Annotated in this window: 19 protein-coding genes and 2 pseudogenes; 12 read left to right on the forward strand and 9 right to left on the reverse strand. The window is 41.7% G+C overall.

Translation table 11 applies throughout. The features are described from left to right. The first annotated feature begins 246 nt into the window (after positions 1-246). Entirely contained in the window at positions 247-465 is a 219-nt protein-coding gene (locus tag MPF33_05505) for a VapB-type antitoxin (protein MCI2414692.1), read from the forward strand. Next, on the forward strand, positions 462-875 hold the full coding sequence (locus tag MPF33_05510; GenBank protein MCI2414693.1) for a type II toxin-antitoxin system VapC family toxin: 414 nt from the start codon (positions 462-464) through the stop codon (positions 873-875). Before MPF33_05505 ends, MPF33_05510 begins: the two co-directional genes overlap by 4 nt. A gap of 591 nt (positions 876-1,466) precedes the next feature. Here MPF33_05510 and MPF33_05515 read toward each other — a convergent pair. From MPF33_05515 to thiC, 4 genes and pseudogenes are all read right to left on the reverse strand, one after another. After that, positions 1,467-2,276, reverse strand: a complete 810-nt coding sequence (locus tag MPF33_05515; protein ID MCI2414694.1) for a hypothetical protein — start codon at positions 2,274-2,276, stop codon at positions 1,467-1,469. Positions 2,277-2,363: 87 nt separating this feature from the next. Then, the gene (locus MPF33_05520) at positions 2,364-2,729 is read right to left on the reverse strand and encodes a hypothetical protein (GenBank protein MCI2414695.1); all 366 of its coding nucleotides are present in this window, start codon (positions 2,727-2,729) and stop codon (positions 2,364-2,366) included. Positions 2,730-2,748: 19 nt separating this feature from the next. Beyond that, complete coding sequence (locus tag MPF33_05525) at positions 2,749-2,871, reverse strand: ATP cone domain-containing protein (protein MCI2414696.1); 123 nt, start codon at positions 2,869-2,871, stop codon at positions 2,749-2,751. Positions 2,872-2,900: 29 nt separating this feature from the next. Beyond that, a pseudogene (gene thiC / locus MPF33_05530) lies at positions 2,901-4,085 on the reverse strand (phosphomethylpyrimidine synthase ThiC). A 124-nt stretch (positions 4,086-4,209) separates the two neighbouring features. Here thiC and MPF33_05535 point away from each other — a divergent pair. The 4 genes and pseudogenes from MPF33_05535 to MPF33_05550 all read left to right on the forward strand — a co-directional run bounded on the left by MPF33_05535 (position 4,210) and on the right by MPF33_05550 (position 7,243). After that, positions 4,210-5,076, forward strand: coding sequence for a glycosyltransferase family 2 protein (locus MPF33_05535; protein ID MCI2414697.1), 867 nt, complete (start codon positions 4,210-4,212; stop codon positions 5,074-5,076). A gap of 174 nt (positions 5,077-5,250) precedes the next feature. Further along, a complete protein-coding gene (locus MPF33_05540) occupies positions 5,251-5,493 on the forward strand; it encodes a sulfurtransferase TusA family protein (protein MCI2414698.1) in 243 nt (80 codons plus the stop codon). Between the two features lie 143 nt (positions 5,494-5,636). Continuing rightward, positions 5,637-6,311: a helix-turn-helix domain-containing protein gene (locus MPF33_05545; GenBank protein ID MCI2414699.1), complete on the forward strand. Its 675-nt coding sequence runs from the start codon at positions 5,637-5,639 to the stop codon at positions 6,309-6,311. Between the two features lie 352 nt (positions 6,312-6,663). Then, positions 6,664-7,243, forward strand: a pseudogene (locus tag MPF33_05550) (endonuclease). A 178-nt stretch (positions 7,244-7,421) separates the two neighbouring features. Here the strand turns inward: MPF33_05550 and MPF33_05555 are convergent. Beyond that, entirely contained in the window at positions 7,422-7,790 is a 369-nt protein-coding gene (locus MPF33_05555) for a transposase (protein ID MCI2414700.1), read from the reverse strand. 329 nt (positions 7,791-8,119) lie between these two features. Here MPF33_05555 and MPF33_05560 point away from each other — a divergent pair, with 329 nt between their 5' ends. From MPF33_05560 to MPF33_05575, 4 genes are all read left to right on the forward strand, one after another. Then, the gene (locus MPF33_05560; GenBank protein ID MCI2414701.1) at positions 8,120-8,347 is read left to right on the forward strand and encodes an AbrB/MazE/SpoVT family DNA-binding domain-containing protein; all 228 of its coding nucleotides are present in this window, start codon (positions 8,120-8,122) and stop codon (positions 8,345-8,347) included. After that, on the forward strand, positions 8,331-8,723 hold the full coding sequence (locus MPF33_05565) for a PIN domain-containing protein (protein ID MCI2414702.1): 393 nt from the start codon (positions 8,331-8,333) through the stop codon (positions 8,721-8,723). Before MPF33_05560 ends, MPF33_05565 begins: the two co-directional genes overlap by 17 nt. Before the next feature lie 1,464 nt (positions 8,724-10,187). After that, positions 10,188-10,343, forward strand: a complete 156-nt coding sequence (locus MPF33_05570; protein ID MCI2414703.1) for a hypothetical protein — start codon at positions 10,188-10,190, stop codon at positions 10,341-10,343. A gap of 13 nt (positions 10,344-10,356) precedes the next feature. Beyond that, a complete protein-coding gene (locus MPF33_05575; GenBank protein MCI2414704.1) occupies positions 10,357-11,067 on the forward strand; it encodes a hypothetical protein in 711 nt (236 codons plus the stop codon). Positions 11,068-11,288: 221 nt separating this feature from the next. On the opposite strand, the gene MPF33_05580 is transcribed toward MPF33_05575, so the two are convergent. The 4 genes from MPF33_05580 to MPF33_05595 form a co-directional block, all read right to left on the reverse strand. Next, positions 11,289-11,480: a thermopsin gene (locus MPF33_05580; protein ID MCI2414705.1), complete on the reverse strand. Its 192-nt coding sequence runs from the start codon at positions 11,478-11,480 to the stop codon at positions 11,289-11,291. Next, positions 11,458-11,778 (reverse strand): thermopsin, encoded by a 321-nt coding sequence (locus MPF33_05585; protein MCI2414706.1) that lies wholly within the window; start codon positions 11,776-11,778, stop codon positions 11,458-11,460. Before MPF33_05585 ends, MPF33_05580 begins: the two co-directional genes overlap by 23 nt. A gap of 172 nt (positions 11,779-11,950) precedes the next feature. After that, on the reverse strand, positions 11,951-12,544 hold the full coding sequence (locus MPF33_05590) for a hypothetical protein (protein MCI2414707.1): 594 nt from the start codon (positions 12,542-12,544) through the stop codon (positions 11,951-11,953). A gap of 153 nt (positions 12,545-12,697) precedes the next feature. Further along, complete coding sequence (locus tag MPF33_05595) at positions 12,698-12,907, reverse strand: hypothetical protein (GenBank protein ID MCI2414708.1); 210 nt, start codon at positions 12,905-12,907, stop codon at positions 12,698-12,700. Between MPF33_05595 and MPF33_05600 the strand changes: the two genes are divergently transcribed. Together MPF33_05600 and MPF33_05605 are read left to right on the forward strand one after the other, a co-directional pair. Further along, the gene (locus MPF33_05600; GenBank protein MCI2414709.1) at positions 12,900-13,094 is read left to right on the forward strand and encodes a hypothetical protein; all 195 of its coding nucleotides are present in this window, start codon (positions 12,900-12,902) and stop codon (positions 13,092-13,094) included. The two genes, MPF33_05595 and MPF33_05600, sit on opposite strands and share 8 nt — an antisense overlap. Positions 13,095-13,619: 525 nt before the next feature. Next, positions 13,620-13,820, forward strand: a complete 201-nt coding sequence (locus tag MPF33_05605) for a hypothetical protein (GenBank protein ID MCI2414710.1) — start codon at positions 13,620-13,622, stop codon at positions 13,818-13,820. Positions 13,821-13,832 lie beyond the last annotated feature (12 nt).

The following is a 13,832-nucleotide window of genomic DNA, read 5'->3' on the forward strand; positions in this document are numbered from 1 at the left end:
TAGTTTGTTACTTTTGAAAAGATGAGTAAGCCTTATTAAATGAGAAGTAGGTAGTTGCAATTTCATTAAAACCTTAATTATTTAGATAGGGCGAGGGAATAAAACCTGTTCTCGCTCTCATAAAATGAACTAGCCATAAAAATACTTTTTTCTGATAAAATTTTATTTATATTAAAACGACCAAATTGCTGTTTACAGGCAGTATGTTCATAAAAAGATAAATATAGTTGACTCATATATTGTATTGTGTCTACGGTTATTAGTATACGTATACCTAAGGAGTTAAAGCAACTAATGGATAAGGTAAATGTGGATTGGCAGACCGAGATCCGTGAATATATAAAGCGAAGAATAAGGGAGGAGCTGTTGAAGTATTATCTTGAAAGCTCTAAGCCGTATTTAGAGCAGATGAAGACCATAGATAATGTTGAGTTAATAAGAGAGGATAGGGAGGAGAACAGTTGATACTAGATTCTTCAGCCATAGCTTCAATGTTTTTCAAGGATAATTATACTGAGAGGGTAAGAAAATTAATAGCTAATAGCGGTAGTGAGGAATGCAAAACACTGGATTTCGCTTACGCAGAAGTATCTAATGTAGCTTGGAAGAGGATCATATCATTTGGCGAGAATCAAGAATATGTGCTGAAGAACTTAAAACTGGCAATAGACTTCTTGAACAAAATGTGTGAGATAACTAAAGTAAGGGAGATAATAGATGAAACCGTCGAGTTAGCGTTAATGGAGAAGACCTCATTTTACGATACAGCCTTCTTACAGCTTGCTATGATAAACAACGATAAGCTCTTGACAATCGATCTAAAGTTCTATAACAAACTTGAACAAAAATACAAGAAGTTTGTTATAATACCTTAGTTTACCTGACCGTTGTAAAGCGCCTATGATGCCCGTAAAGTCATTTAACTCCATTAATGTAAAGCTCCGAATTATAACAATCCAGATACAGATAAATTTTTTATAGGTAGAGTATACATAGCGTTTTAGCGTTTTATGACTCTAATTATAAAAGCTCCTTTCATACTCTATCCCTTATTAACGTATGAAATATTTAGTTCTTTGACCTTCTCTCTAAATAAGGCTTTACCATTTTTACCTTAGTAGCGAGTGCGGACAAGAATTTCATTCTCCTCTATAAAATTCAATTTTACTTCAACTCATGCTAAAGGATTTAGAGTAAATTGTATTGTAGGAAGAACGTTTTCATCTCGTCATTGTATTTCATGCTTTCTGGAGATTCTAAACACCAACATTCTCTAATGAGGAACTCTCCTTCAAAAAACTTTCATGATAAGGAAAATTCAATTTATATCAAAATAACTAAATTGTTGTCCGCACACAATTTATATCAAAACAACATAATTACTCACACATCTCTCAGCCAAATTAATCTCTTTTACTAAATTTTTACATGTTAATTGAGAATGATTAAACAAAAGTTAAGGTTTTTTATTCTACTATCATGGATGTTATTATTGTTACTCCTTCTTTTTCTAATTCTTCTTTAATTTTTTTGTCGACGTAGTTTGCTATTAGAAATATTTTTATGGGTTTGTTGAATAGTTGTGGAATTAGTTTCTTTCTTATGAGTATTTGTTCTAGAGCTCCTTCATCTGCGAAGTTCTTGACTTCAAATACGTAAATGTAATCGTCAGTTTCGTAAAAGTCTATTTCAAATATTCTACCCTTTTGTATAATACCATAAGTGTCAACAATACTACCATGCTTAACATTAGCTGGATTTATACCGTGTAATTCTAAAGCCTCCTTATAAACCATCATAATGGTTCTCTCCAAACCCTTCCCAGCCCTACTAGTAAAACTACCAATCTCAGTAGCTAACTTAGCAATAAGCTGAGAATTCTCCTTAATTGCTTCACCTTGATTCTTAACCGCCTCTTGTAAAGCTTTGATCGCTTCCCCATGTTCCTTCAATATCTCGCCTTGTTGTTTGATCGCTTCCTGCAAGTTCTTTATCTCCTCACCCTGCTTCTTGATCGCTTCCCCATGTTCCTTCAATATCTCGCCTTGTTGTTTGATCGCTTCCTGCAAGTTCTTTATCTCCTCACCCAGTTGTTTATCGGTTTCTTGTAATGCTTTGATCGCTTCTTGTAAACTTTTTATTGCATTGGTGTTTTCTTCTAATTTTTTTATAATTACTTCGTCCTTGAGTTTGTCGTAGATTTTATTAGTTAATGTTGTGATGAATTTTTGGTCGTTTAGTAGTCTTTCAATCATTTCGTCAATTTGACTTGCCATATGATTTAATTGGAAAGATGGCTAATATTTCTTTTTCATAATATGAGGGAGAATGGGAAAGGCTTCCATCCTAATTTCTCCCTAAACTCATTGATCAATTTGACTGATTTCTCTTTCTCGTCTTTGGGCAATTTGCTTACTTCTCAAAACACCCATAAACAATGCGTATAGTCTAGCGTTAATTGTTGCCTTACTCAAACCATAATCTAAGTCCTCTTGTAACTCGTCTAATATCTCCTTTACTTGATCAGAATTTATGAGCCCTTTACCACCAAAGTCGGAAACCTTCCTTCCTAGATATAAATGCCCCTTTTCCACTACTATCGCTTTCCCATCATCAAAAGTTATTCTTCCCTTCATTATCCTATCGTAAAACTTCCAAGCCTCTGATGCATTAGGATCTAATTCTTTGAGCTTAATCATCACTATCCTCCTTATCTCATCCGTAGACATACCTTCTCTTAACCTCTTTTTAAACCTCCTCTACTATATCGTGAGCTACTTCTGGAGAAGCTCCAGTTGCAATAATTGAGTTATATAGTTTAGTTTCGTTAAACTCCTCGTATTCTCCATTTCTTTTCTTTATCCTTACCATAATTTATATGTAAAGTGGTAGAATAAAAATTATAGACCTAACTTTCTAACTTGATCTATAGCCCACATCATTGGACAATAACCACCACACATTGTACAAGCCTTTACGTTAGGTTTTCCAAACTGAGTATATACCTCCATAGCTTTTTCTGGATATATCAACTTACTTATCATCTTATCCCATTCCAATTTTCCTCTATAGTAACTTACCTCATCGTCCCATTTCCTTCTCTTTAGCTTTACAACATCTCCTGCATGGGCAGCTATTCTATAAGCAATTGCTTCTTCCTCCACCTGGTTAACATTAGGTAAACTTAAGTGTTCAGCTGGGGTTAGGTAGCATAATAGAGCTCCAGAGGCTGAAGCTATTGCAGCACCAATTGCAGATGCGATATGGTCATAAGGTGCTCCTACGTCTATTGGCAAAGGACCAAGAACATAATACGGCACACCGTTACTCAGCTTTTTCATTAACTTAACGTCCCAGGCTATTTCGTTTAATGGAATATGCCCTGGTCCCTCAATCATCACTTGAACACCCTTCCTTATGGCATCCTTAGCTAATCTAGCGGTCTCTATTAACTCTCCTATCTGGAATTCATCATGTGCATCGCCAATAGCTCCAGGTCTCAGAGCGTCTCCTAACGATATCACTGCATCATACTCCTTGAATATTTCCAACATATATGACCAATTCTTTCTGTAAGGATTCTCAGAGTTATTATGTACCATCCAACCTAATATCATATCACCTCCCCTTGACACTATAGGGATTATCCTGCTACTCTTCAATACCTTAATTCCCATCTCCTTAGTTATTCCTGCATGGATAGTCATGAACGCAACTCCATCCCTTAAATGTTTCTCTACAGAATTTAGCAAATCATCCTCTGAGAAATACGCCCCACCACTTCTGTTCTTAAATGACTCTATGAATACTTGATATACTGGTACTGTTCCCACAGGTAAATCACTAGCCTCTATGATTCTTCTCCTTATGTAGTCTAAGTCGCCTCCAGTCGATAAATCCATTAACGTATCTCCCCATCTATTGGCAATCTTAACTTTCTCTAATTCCATGTTTAAGTTTACAACTTCGCTTGAGGTTCCAATATTCACGTTAACCTTTGTAGTTAATCCCTTGCCAATTGCAATTAACCTCTTACTAGGTCTCTTAATATTTCTAATTACGATAACCTTTCCTTCAGCTACTCTCTTTATATCTATACTGACCATTCAGCGTGCTACATATAGGGACTTTTATCATATAAATTTCCCTTAATGATAAGTGAATATATAGAATTAAATTTAATAATTTACCTGATTTTAGTTTCTCCTAATGAATCATTGTTTATATGGTACAGTTTACAACAACGTTAACTACGTTAGAGACAGTGTCAAATCCTTTTTCTCTCCTATATACGATAAAATAGTGATAGTAGATTCATTTTCCACAGACGGAACTTATGAGATTCTAAAAGAAATGGAAAAAGAATACAATTTAACAATTTTGAGATACAAATCTTCTAGAGGAAAAGGAAGGGATTACGCTATTAGGCATTGTCCAGATAATTCCATAACGGCTTACGTTGATTTAGACGTAATATATAATAAAAATCTTGAAAAGGCTATGAAGTTGAACATTAATAGACTAAGTATAAGTGGATTTCAACCAACTTTCATTGCATATAAAGAGACTGTTGTGGGAAAGGGAGGATGGAAAGACCTAAACGCGGCAGAGGATAGTGAGTTAGTAACGAGGGTAGGAATAGACACATTTTTCCCATTAGTGGTAGGATTTAACTCAAGGGTCATTGGTCTAAGAGAAAGTAGGTATGCCTCTTCTAAGATAAGTAAGTTAAAAAGAATATGGAGAGTTCAGACAGATTATTTTAGAGCAGGTAATAATTTGGACGAAGTGAGATTAAGAAGAATTCCTATCTCCCTGCCATTCTATATATCAGCGTTGCTTAATGGTAGGTATATGAATCAGAAGGCAATAGGCAATAGATTATATAGTATTTACTTATTCATAACTAATCTTAAAGATCCAACTGACTATGGGTTTGATAAAAACGATATGTTTTTCTCGATGCTGATAAGAGATTTAGAAGTCATTAACAGAAAGATGAAGATAGACCTAAACTCAGAGTTCTGTTCTAAAATACCTTACGTAAAAAAGGGTCTTAACAAAAGCGAGGAGTAATTTCTTCAGGTTATATTACTATAATGAAGATTTAGTGAAAAAGTTTCTAGACTTCAATAATGCGGAGATAGTCAAATATGAGTGAGACAAGTATTATATTACTTTATCTTATTTAAAAGTTGCATTTAGAGAATAATTTTTAAACCTTAAATACTATTTAATAATCGGTGTTTCTTGGTGTCGGAGCTTAGGATTTCTAAGACTTTGGATGTTAGGGGTATGTATTGTCCTGGTCCCGTTTTGGAGACTGCTAAGGCTATTAAGCAGATTAATGTTGGTGAGGTTTTGGAGGTTTTAGCTACTGATCCTGCTGCTAAGCCAGATATTGAGGCTTGGGCTAGGAGGACTGGTAATCAGATATTAGATATTAAACAAGATAATGGTGTAACTAGAATATTAATTAAAAGAGTGAAGTAAAACTTTTTAATATTTTTATTCCTTTTTTCCAATTCTTCTATATAAAAAACTCGATATAGTGAAATAATTAGATGCTAGTTAGATAAGAATTACAGTCAAACTTCTATAGATCTTTAAATTCGCATGACAAATTAGATATACTAATGATAAAAAGTTACACAATAATGCTTACGCATGATGATTGGACACTTTATACTGAGAAGTTTAGTGAAGACGAGTTATATGTAAAGGTAATTAAGAGATTACCTTACATGAATGATACGTTGGAAAATATCATAGGGATAATATATGCCAGCGATAAGGACGTATATAAAAAGATATTGAAGATTATAAGTAAGAATAAAACGATATTGAGATTTGATCTAGTGAATGAATATAAGAGTAAAAATGGAATAAAGGCAGTATACGCTTCAATAGAGAGGATAGATGGAAGAATAGCGGGAATGTTATTTAAGGATTGTTTAGTTTATGAGATGAAGGAGAACATCATGAGTGGAATTGAAAAGTGGAATATCGTTGCTGAGTCGTCATCATTTATGAAGGTTTTGCCTAAGATAAGAGAGCTAACTTATGAACTTAAAGTAGTCGAAAACCCCTATGATCCTATCCTATCAATTCAAAACGAATTAACACATAAAGAAATGGAAATTTTGAGATTAGCTGTAAATAAAGGTTTCTTTGATACACCAAAGAGAATTGGGTTAGAGGAATTAGCTGAAGAGTTAGGAGTATCCAAATCAGCAATAATGCAAATCTTGAGAAAAGCTATGGCGAAGATTGCAAAAAAATCTTTTTCGATTGAAAATCAAGTCTTATAATAAGATTTAGTTTCATAAATAATCGCCCTTAGACTTCACCCAGAGCTGAGGGTTTGGCTACTTTCATATCACTGATAAGTGAGTGTGTGGACAACAATTTTGTTATTTTGATATAAATTGAATTTTCTTTATTGAAAAGTATTTTGGAGAGTTCCTTAAATTAGAGAATGTTAGTGTTCGGAAGATATAAAAAGCACGAAACAAGGAACACAACGACAAGATGAAAAATGTTTTTCATGCAATTTATTCGAAATCAATGAGTATTAGTTTGAATAAAATTGAGTTTTATGGAGTGATGAAATTGTTATCCACACACAGAAATCCTTATAAACATCTACCAAATAACAACTTGATGGGTTTTGGCATTTTTCTATCGTTTCTACTCCTCTTGGTTATAGTAGCAATCGTAGTTCACTACTCCAGGAAGATAAATAAACTACAACAACAAGCGCAATCAATGTTCTCACAATGGGTTCAACAACACGCTGACGAAATAAGAAAGCAAATTGAGCAGTCCACTGAAACTAAATACAAGGCAGAATTGGATAAATGGAAGCTGCAGTTAGAGGAGCAGATTAGAAGGGATGCCATAACGAAGTCGATAAATACGCTCTTGGGTAGGATTGGCGAGGAGTTTGCGCCACTACTTATAGCTGAGAAATACGGGGTTAAACCCAAAGGACTTTCGACACTTAGGTACTCCAGTGGACTTCATCGCTTTTAAGGGGCTGTCGGACCATTCTGAGCCTGAGGTAATCTTCTTTGAGGTAAAAACAGGGAAGGGCTCGCTAACGGACAGGGAGAAGAAAATAAGGGACGCCATAGCCTCAAAGAGGGTTAGATACGAAGTTGTCAACCTCAACCAAATGATGGAGGAGGCTAAAAAAAGGGTAAGTGAGGAAATAAACAAAATGTTCGCGGACAGTAAGTGAAGACGAGGAGATGAGTGTGGTTTAGAAGTTTTGTGATTTCTGCGCTGAGTAGATATATCCACGTTTCGCGATGGCGGTCGCAATCTAAGGATGTATTTTAGTTTGTTTCACGTAAGATGTGAGCGAGATAATCTGACCTACTCCCCGCCCTGCGAGGGTTCTGCATAGGTCTAAGGCGTTACTCCCCCTTAAGGGAGATACCCCGTGATGTGAAGAGAAAGGAAAGAGCCAAAGCGTTGACAATCTTCTTCACTCCTAGTTTCACAATGTTTAACGCTCCGTTGACGTCGCTATGAAGTTTATGGCCAAAAGGACAATTAACGACTCCCCTAGGCCTTCTGTCAACCTTAACGCCGTGGTAAGCGCAGAGCCGCGAAGTATTGTACTCAATCACTAGGTACGTGATTATGCCGTACTCGTAAAGCTTATTCGTTAATGCGTCTATTAACTTGCGATAAGACCAAATATTTGAAGTAAACTTGTTACCCTTATCCTGAGAAATGAAGTTAGGATAGCCCAAGTAAACGGCGGAGACGCCAAAGACCACAAAGTCTTGGTGAGGTGAGATGCTAAAGTCCTATAATAATGAACAAGCCTACGGTAAAGCTTAGCGAATAGCTTATCCCTCAACACTTCTTCCCTAGCTTCTTGTTCTTGAACCTTCTCAACCTCACTTTTTAACTTATCGAGTTCAGCAATCCTCTTCTGAAAATAGAAGTAATCTTAACTGCTGAACCCCTATAAAAGAGTACTGTACCATCGTCAACAACAACAGTAGACAACATGTTTACGCCAAGATCAATTGACGCAACCTTAGTAGATAGAATTATATATTAGGTAGGTAGAATTATATACTAGTAGGTTTAATAGTGATTTATGGAAAGGGTGAAGGTGACCAGGAATTACCAGATAACCATACCCTCCTCTGTAAGGGAGACTTTGGGGATAAGGGAGGGTGACATCCTAGAGGTTGCGGTAGAAGGAGACCACATAGTGGTAAGGAAGGTGATCTCAAAGAGGCCTAGGATCAGACTACAGAAGCCCCTTTCAATTGAGTACGTAAACGAGAGCATAGAGAGGGGTATGCGTGAAAGTCTTAGTTGACACCAACGTCATCATCTACGACTTAGTTGAGGACTCGCCTTTCCACAAGGAGGCTGAGAAGGTCTTAGACAGCTCTGAGAGGTGGGTAATTCCTTCAATAGTCGTCCACGAGCTAGTGTGGTTTTTGAGGGCTAACAACGTTGAAAACGTGGACTACGTCAACGCTTATATTAACGACCCTAAAGCGGAGGTCGTATGCGAGGAAGTTGGGGTCATAAGGAGGGCTTTAGATATCATGAGGGAAGAGAAGCTCTCCTTCTCTAGGTACAACGATTTAGTTATCCTCTCCCACTCGATTTATAGGAAACTGCCTTTGGCTACGTTTGATAAGGGCTTATCTAACTTGGCCAAGAGGTATAACGTGACTGTAGTATAGAGAGAGTATGGGTACTGCGAAGACGTAAACCGTGGCTGTAGTCCCATTTCAGACGTTGACGCAGACGCTAGCGTTTTAGGCTCGCTACCCCTCTCCTGTTTAGACGTGTGTCATTGATGAGCGTCCCGTTTAAGGGGTATACTGCGTTCTTTGAAGATCTCGGTGCGCTTACCGCTTGTCCGTCTACCTCTGGGTAATACACTTCTTCTTTGGAAGTTTTTCTCGTGTTCCATTCCTGAAAGTACTAACTTGGTGAATTTCCCGTCTCTAGTTCCTACAGAGGGCGGGGAAAACTTGTTTTGATATAAATTGATTTTTTATTGTAGAAAGTGTCTTAGGGTTAGAAGGAGCTGTTTATCTGGTGCGGTAACGTGGACAAGTTCATCTCCTCGTTAAAACCACTTCTACCTTTTTTAACATACGGAGTCTCTTGATGGACCTAACCGGGAGGGTACTGCGATATTGCGGGTCATGTGAAGAGATATATCTCAAAAATTATGTTAAGGTATGAAGTGCGCTGTTATCCCAATAAACAGGTCTGATCTAACCCTAGAAAGCGCGTATTCGTCAATTGTTAGGACATATGAACTTTTTGATCCAGGCAAATTTATAATTCTTTACGCTAAATTTAACGAGAAGCTAGTCTTTGATAACTCGCCCCTTAAGTCGCTACTTGATGGACTGAAAAATAACGGTAAAGATGTGATCCTAAAGAACGTGGCTAATAAAAAAAGAAGGCAAACCTCGCCCTTTAGGGCGGGGAGTGGGTCAGGAACATAATACGTTTCAGTATAACCTATAGGACTTGAAGATTCCTTATTGCGTTCACTATGAGTAACTCATGAGTTAGTAAAAGGGGAGCGCATGAAAGAATTGAAAGAAAGTAAATAATTCTTTCATTTACATTAAGGTAAGGATATTGAACCTAAATATGCCATGGTTATTACGACAGATCTGCAAACTAACAATAGTAAAAACAGCGATCCAGCAAACTCCGCTATTAACGCCTTAATAATGGAGAGGAGGATAATGTTTATGTCGTTTTCCTTTTCTCTTTATCACTCGTAATGCCTATTTATGTCCTTGTTAAAAATTATTTATGAGATGTGATTCTGAAAGTCTATCATAACTCAGCTTTGAGTTCGTTAGATATATGTAACCGTTAATTACTCCACAACTAACAAAAAGTAAAGAGAGCTGTTTAAGGCTAGGGCTGAGATAATCCAAGGGTGAGGAGGCTTTCACAGCCATAAATCCTTAATTTAAATAGAGTCGCTAGACGTGAAATCTTTATAAAGATACCTCTGATCGTGAACTTTTTGTCAATAAAACTAAGTATCTATAAGCTTATGAGGAGAAGAACAGAAATTAACTGGTGGGTCACCAGTAACTGGTGGGGGTGAGCAACTACGCTCTTCGACCTGCATCCGAAAACTGAACTAAGATCCAGTTCCTAAAGGCCACTTGTTGGGTAATTACTCTACCTCCTTTTCTCTCCCGAACAGCTCCAATAGTGAGTGGGCAAAGGAGTATATAGGGAAGACGAGCGTTATGAGGGTAGCCATAAACGAGTTGGGAAAGAGGGGGATTGAGGGAGTCTACCTAAACTTGGGGGGTTAAGACCCTTAAGGGGTTGTTGTCCCTCCTTGTCTCGGAGATGAACAGGGGGAACTTGCTCAAGCAGTTGGGCATAAGCGTCGAAATCAACCTGGGCCCCTTCAGTGTGGAGGTAAAGAAGGGGAGCAGGTCGAGCGTCAAGAGGGGACTGATCGAGCTGCTCCTGTCTATAAACCGCGACGTAGTAATAGGGCTTGACGAAGTCCAAGAGCTCTTGTCCGTCACTGGGCAACTGCTGGAGGTATTGGGCAACGTCTTCGCAAGCAACCCAAAGGTGAGGTTCATGTTCTCTGGCTCTTACGTGGGTCTAGTCAAGGCCTTGCTTAACCCAAGGGAGGGATCCCCTTTGGTCGCCAGACCTCCTGTGGAGGTAAAGCTTAGGCCTTTCGATAGGAAGGACGCAGTGGAGTTCCTAAAGAAGGGCATGGAGGAGTTAAAGGCGGAATTCGACGACAGCAGGGCAGGTAGTGAACAGGTTGGACGGCGTAGTCTGTTGGCTGACCTTTTTCGGCAACTACTACGCGGTGAGGAGTCTCTAAGGGTCGCCGTAGAGGAGGGCAAGAAGGTGATGCTCGAGGAGCTAAACCACTTCCTCGAGGGCAGGGACAGAAAGCTCTACTTGGCCACACTGTCGTCAATAAAGGTGGATAGGAGGTGGAAGGACGGAAAGTTTGCCCTAGAAGTCAAGGAGGAAGGTGGACGACAAGGAGTTCAACTTAGTACTTGAGGCCCTTGTGAACTATAACTTAGTTGAGAGAGCAAGTGAGGGAGAGTACGTTATAGCTGAACCCCACTTGAAGGAGATGGACTTCGACAAGCTGTGAACTTCCGCGCCCCGACAGCGAGACTGACAAGTTTTTAGCGAGATAGGCTTGCTGACTTCCTCCTCGCCCTAAATAGTGAGGTTTGTCTTCTTATTTATCACCGGCTCGCTGAGGGAGTTTGTGGTCACGTTGACCAAGAGGTATATTGTGGTGGGGTAAAAGATAACAGTGGGGCTACCGGGTAGCCCAATGCAGTATAGGCGTAGTACGGGACGCCGTGATACACGTATATACCTCCGTTGCTTTGCAGTGAGGTAACGTTAGCGTTGGGGGCGGAGAAGTTCCATATGTTTTCAAAGCACAATGTTGTTTTCAAAGCACACATTGGACGTTAACGTGTTGTAAAACATAACGTCTTGGACCCATAGGTCGTACTCGTGATTCCCCACTACGTAGTGCAGGTTCACGTTGAGCTGGAATGACATAGACCACGGGGCGTTCGTGGAAGAGAGGGAGACGTCATTGTACAACAAGATCGCCCCCATCCACTGGGTGGTCTCCCTGACGTAGGGCCCTTTGGGTCCCACGCCGTAGTCAGCTATCCCCATTAGGGCCGGCTCTGATGAGAGGAAGGCATAGGGGTTGACGCCAAACGGCGAAAGGGTCCAGCTCAAGGTAGCGTTGGCCCTTGCTGGTACGCTGACCAGCTTAGGCGGTGCGTATAAGTGGGAGTTTACGTAAGGGTGTGCCTGGATGGTAGACGAGCGTAGCTAGCAGGAAAAGCACTTCTAGGCTCCGAACTCTCATGGTAAATGTTACGAAAATTTTCTATATAAGCTTTTGATGTCAAGTCCACTCGGTCAGCGGTACGAGTCCCTCCCTCTGTCTCCTGGCCTTGAGGGCCCTTAGCTTGTTGTAGGCGTCCAAGAGCTGAAGTAGACTTCCAGGGCTCTCCGAGGCCCCTCCCAAGCACTCCTCCACCTCCCTGAGGGCTTTACAGGAGGCCTTTAAGAACTCCAGGTAGTCCTCGGCGGTGAGGTTCTTAGACTTGCCTAGGTAGAGCTCGGCCACCTGCGAGTCCCACGGCAGGAAAAGGGAGGGGTTGAGCAAGTAGAGGAGGACAGAGGCAATGGCAGGGCCCACGCCCTTTACCCTGTCCAACGCTTCATACGCCTCTCTAATCTCCCTTCCGTGTGTATCAAGGCCCTCTTGGCAAAGCTCCTTCAAGGTCATGGACGCGACCCCCCTTAGAGCAGACGCAGCCTCCGCTAACCCCTTTGCCAGCTCACCGTCGTCCACCTTCCACGCACTAAGGATCCCCACGGACGCAAGGGCCTCCTTCACCTTCCCTGGGGAGTCCTGGGAGACGATGATACGGCGGGGTAAGGGGTGGGAGAGGAGATCCCTCAACTCCCCGCAGTCAGTCTTGTGAGCCTCCATAACATCTCTTCGACAAAATGGCATAAACGCCTTTCGGTGAACGTCTAGGACGGACGCGTAAGAGTTTGAGGGCTAGGCGTGCAGGACGCGGTCAAAACGGAGGACAACGGTAATTAAAAGTGGATCTCCCTTCGGGATGGATACCTCCACCTCTTACGTCAAGGCTCGCATGTAGTTGGACCTCACTAAGAGCACTACTACCACGACCACTACCGCTATTAGCACTAGGGCTATTACCGTATCCACTAAGTAGGGCGGGAGAGAACTTGAGCCTTGTGACGGGGGAGCGCTGAGGTAGACCGTAGTGGTAAGCACTGCGTATCCACCAATCACCGTGGTGGTGTAGGTGACGGTGGTGGTCACTGTGGTTGTGCTGGTCACAGTAGCGGTGCTGGTGACAGTGCTCAACGAGGTAGAGGGTGACGAGAGGGGGCCTATGGAGGCTACCTCCCACGAGAGCACTGACCAGTCGCCAGTCCCGTCTGCCGTGACCCCCTCCACCGCTGTCCAGTACTCTCCGAGGCAGGGTAGAAGCCCAGGGAGCAGTTAGAGGTCTCCTTCCCCGTGGCTTAGCCACAACCTGGGCCAGCCCGTCGCTGAAGTACTCCACCGTGAACGACACCGCGTCGGCTGGGCTGGGGTGGAAGGTGGGGCCCACGTAGAGCTGGGTCACGTTTGGCGGTTCGTTAGGAGACGTGAAGTCGACGAAGTACAAGTACATCCCGAAGGCGAGGTCGAACTCGAATGATAGGGCGTAGAGGAGTACGGGAAGAGGAACTCCCCTCCCACCCCTGGGCGGTAGAGCTGGCCGATCTGTGGGTACTGGTTCTGCCCCGCCTGGACTCCGGCATCCAGTAGGGGACGTGGTTGGAGTAGGGATAGTTGCTGGACTCCGTGAGGAACATGACGATTGCCCAGCCGTCCGCCAGGAGGTACTGTGTGCCGTTAGTGTAGGTCCCGACAACGCTCACGTACGTGCCTATCCCGTTGCACTTGAGGCCGTAGGCCATTGCCAGCCTAGAGACGTGGAGGACGCTAGGGACGAGGACTAGGGCTGGGGTGTCGTTGAGTAGGCTTGGTGAGATGTAGGGGAAGTGTCATTGGGGCGTGGTCGTACTGCCCTTGGAAGAGGAGGGAGGACATGATGACGCCGTGTGGGGAGGCTTGGAAGAGGACGTGGACGTCGCTGAGGGGGGCGCCAGTATGGTTGGAGGCGTTTGCGGAGTTGACCACTGCGAACATTACTGCTTGGGACAGTAGGAGGGCTGATAAGTAAGAAGACAAACCT

The sequence above is a fragment of the Candidatus Aramenus sp. CH1 genome, assembly GCA_022678445.1.
Lineage (GTDB): Archaea > Thermoproteota > Thermoprotei_A > Sulfolobales > Sulfolobaceae > Aramenus.

Excerpts from the sequence above, each read along its gene's own strand:
- MPF33_05525 (MCI2414696.1), bottom strand. The coding sequence starts at position 2,871 with ATGGTAAGGATAAAGAAAAGAAATGGAGAATACGAGGAGTTTAACGAA.
- MPF33_05515 (MCI2414694.1), bottom strand. The coding sequence starts at position 2,276 with ATGGCAAGTCAAATTGACGAAATGATTGAAAGACTACTAAACGACCAA.
- MPF33_05560 (MCI2414701.1), top strand. The coding sequence starts at position 8,120 with ATGGAAAGGGTGAAGGTGACCAGGAATTACCAGATAACCATACCCTCC.
- MPF33_05590 (MCI2414707.1), bottom strand. The coding sequence starts at position 12,544 with ATGGAGGCTCACAAGACTGACTGCGGGGAGTTGAGGGATCTCCTCTCC.
- MPF33_05520 (MCI2414695.1), bottom strand. The coding sequence starts at position 2,729 with ATGTCTACGGATGAGATAAGGAGGATAGTGATGATTAAGCTCAAAGAA.
- MPF33_05545 (MCI2414699.1), top strand. The coding sequence starts at position 5,637 with ATGATAAAAAGTTACACAATAATGCTTACGCATGATGATTGGACACTT.
- MPF33_05535 (MCI2414697.1), top strand. The coding sequence starts at position 4,210 with ATGAATCATTGTTTATATGGTACAGTTTACAACAACGTTAACTACGTT.